Origin of the sequence: Burkholderia sp. E168m23 (genome assembly GCF_016586125.1) — a bacterium.
GTDB lineage: Bacteria > Pseudomonadota > Gammaproteobacteria > Burkholderiales > Burkholderiaceae > Burkholderia > Burkholderia orbicola.
Genome location: NZ_BCPP01000891.1, coordinates 1 through 2,955 on the forward strand (window position 1 = coordinate 1; position 2,955 = coordinate 2,955).

General features: G+C 68.8%; 3 protein-coding genes. All 3 read left to right on the forward strand.

The window, feature by feature from the left end; genetic code table 11:
- The coding region (locus JMF90_RS31455; protein ID WP_201325896.1) for an AMP-binding protein at positions 1 to 1,259 on the forward strand (1,259 nt) is incomplete at its 5' end.
- Between the two features lie 25 nt (positions 1,260 to 1,284).
- A complete protein-coding gene (locus tag JMF90_RS31460; protein ID WP_011548637.1) occupies positions 1,285 to 2,526 on the forward strand; it encodes a thiolase family protein in 1,242 nt (413 codons plus the stop codon).
- An 11-nt stretch (positions 2,527 to 2,537) separates the two neighbouring features.
- The coding region (locus JMF90_RS31465; protein ID WP_201325897.1) for an FAD-dependent oxidoreductase at positions 2,538 to 2,955 on the forward strand (418 nt) is incomplete at its 3' end.

The following is a 2,955-nucleotide window of genomic DNA, read 5'->3' on the forward strand; positions in this document are numbered from 1 at the left end:
GCGAAGTGCTGTTCTTCCATCAGGCGTTCGCGGCCGCGATCGATGCGCTGCGGCCGAGCCTGCCGAAGATCCGGCTGTGGGTGTGCCTCGACGCCGACCTGCCGTGGGCACCGTCGCTGGCTTCGTGGAGCGAGCACCAACCGGCGACGCCGCCGGTCGTCGACTACACGATGGACGACGTCGTCGCGCTGTCGGCCACGGGCGGCACGACGGGCGCGCCGAAGGGCGTGATGAACACGCACCGTTCGCTGCAGACATACTTCGCGCAATTCATGATCGCGATGACGTACGACGATGCGCGCCCGGTCAATCTGGCCGCGGCGCCGATGACGCACACGGCCGGCATGATGTCGCTGCCGTGCACCGCGCGCGGCGGCACGGTGGTCGTGCTGCCGAAGCCGGACCCGGCGCTGCTGCTCGGCGCGATCGTCAAGCATCGCGTGACCGAGTTCTTCCTGCCGCCGACCGTGATCTACCGGCTGCTCGACATCCCCGGCATCGAGCAGGTCGACTTCTCGTCGCTGCGCTATTTCCTGTACGGCGCCGCGCCGATGTCGGTCGAGAAGCTCAAGCGCGCGATCGACGTGTTCGGCCCGGTGATGACGGGCGGCTACGGGCAGACCGAGGCGCCCGCGTCGATCTCGTACCTGACGCCGCCCGAGCATTTCGTCGACGGCAAGCTCGCGTCCGACACGCGGCTCGCGTCGGTCGGCCGCCCGAACCCGCTGGTGCGCGTCGAAATCGTCGGCGAGCGCGGCGAGGTGTTGAAGCAGGGCGAAACCGGCGAGATCTGCGTACGCGGCGACCTCGTGATGAAGGGGTACTACCGCGCGCCGGACAAGACGGCCGAGACGATCGTCGACGGCTGGCTGCACACCGGCGACATCGGCCATCTCGATCGCGACGGCTATCTGCACATCACCGACCGCAAGAAGGACATGATCATCAGCGGCGGCTTCAACGTCTATCCGAGCGAGATCGAGCAGGTGATCTGGGCGCATCCGGCCGTGCAGGACTGCGCGGTGATCGGCGTGCCCGACGACAAATGGGGCGAGGCCGTGAAGGCCGTGGTCGAACTCAATGCCGGGCAGCAGGTGAGCGCGGAAGAGCTCGTCGCGCTGTGCAAGGAGAAGCTCGGCTCGGTGAAGGCGCCCAAGAGCGTGGACTTCGTCGCGGCGCTGCCGCGCAGCACGGCCGGCAAGGTGCTGAAGAAGGACCTGCGCGAACAGTACTGGCAGGGTCAGCAACGCAGGATCTGAACCTGCTTCATATGGATTCCATACGATGAGCAACATCTACATCGCCGGTATCGCGATGACCGTGTTCGGCCGGCATCTCGACCGCAGCCTCGACGATCTGGCGAGAGAGGCGCTGCAACGCGCATTGCGGGACGCAGGTTGCCACGCCGATGCGATCCGCGCCGCGTTCTATGCGGGCATCACCAACGGCCCGCTGCAGGGGCAGTTGTCGATTCCCGGCCAGGTCGTGTTCAGCAAGATCGGCCTCGAAGGCATTCCGGTGTTCAACGTCGAGAACGCGTGCGCGTCCGGCAGTACGGCGGTGCACCTCGCGGTGCGCGAACTGCAGTCGGGCGCGTGCGACGTCGCGCTCGCGCTCGGCGCGGAAAAGATGAACGTCGCGGACAAGGCGAAATCGTTCGCGCTGTTCGAGGCCGGCTGGGACGTATCGCGCGTCGACGAGAATTTCGCGACGCTCGCGCGGCTCGGCGAAGGGATCGAGCCGCCGCCCGGTTCGGAGTCCGAGCGCCCGTACAGCCGCTTCATGAAGATCTACGCGGCGATGTGCCGGCACCACATGCACACGTACGGCACGACGCAGCGGCAGATCGCCGCCGTGTCGGCGAAGAACCACGGGCATTCGGTGCACAACCCGTATTCGCAGTTCCGCCAGCCGTTCACGATCGACGAGGTGCTGGCGGCCGCGCCGATCACGTACCCGATCACGCTGCCGATGTGCGCGCCGCTGTCGGACGGCGCGGCGGCCGCGATCCTGTGCACGGAGGATGGGCTGGAGCGCATCGGCGCCGATCGCAGCCGCTGCATCCGGATCGCCGCGAGCGTGATCCGCAGCTTCACGCGGCGGCGCATCGACGAGCCGCACAAGCACATCGGCCGGCTCGCCGCGTTGCAGGCCTACGAGCAGGCCGGCATGGGGCCGGCGGACATGGACGTGGCCGAAGTGCACGATGCGTCGGCGATGGGTGAAATCATCCAGGCCGAGAACCTCGGCTTCGTGCCGCTCGGCGAAGGCGGTCCGGCCGCCGAGCGCGGTGAGTTCACGCTCGGAGGCCGCATCCCGATCAACACGTCGGGCGGCCTCGAATCGAAGGGCCATCCGCTTGGCGCGACCGGCATCGGGCAGTTGTACGAGCTGGTCACGCAGTTGCGCGGCGAAGCGGGTGCGCGGCAGGTGGACGGCGCGCGTCATGCGATCCAGGAGAACGGCGGCGGCTTGCAGGGCGTCGAAGAGGCCGCGCTGGCGATTCACATTCTCAGCAGGGACTGACGGAGGCGGACATGGGCGATGCACACGGCGCAATGGCGCTCGGGCAGGGAGCACAGGCAGGGCAGGCGACGCGACCGGCATCGGGCGGGGTCGGCGCGGCGGCGGCGATGCAGGCGGCGGGCGCCGCGGCGGCCGGGCCGCTCGCGCGCTGGGGCGAGGAAATGCGCGCCGATGCCGCGTTGCGGAAGTATCGTCCGATCGGCGGCTGGATCGACGCGCCCGAGCGCGCGCAACCTGAGCTTGAAGGCGACGTGCAGGCGGACGTGATCATCGTCGGCGCGGGCTTCGCCGGCCTGTCCACGGCGCTGGAACTGGCGGCGCGCGGCGCGAGCGTCGTCGTGCTCGAACGCGAGTTCGCGGGCTTCGGCGCGAGCGGACGCAACGCCGGCTATCTCGCCGGCGGCCAGGGCCTCGAATACGAGCTGTTTC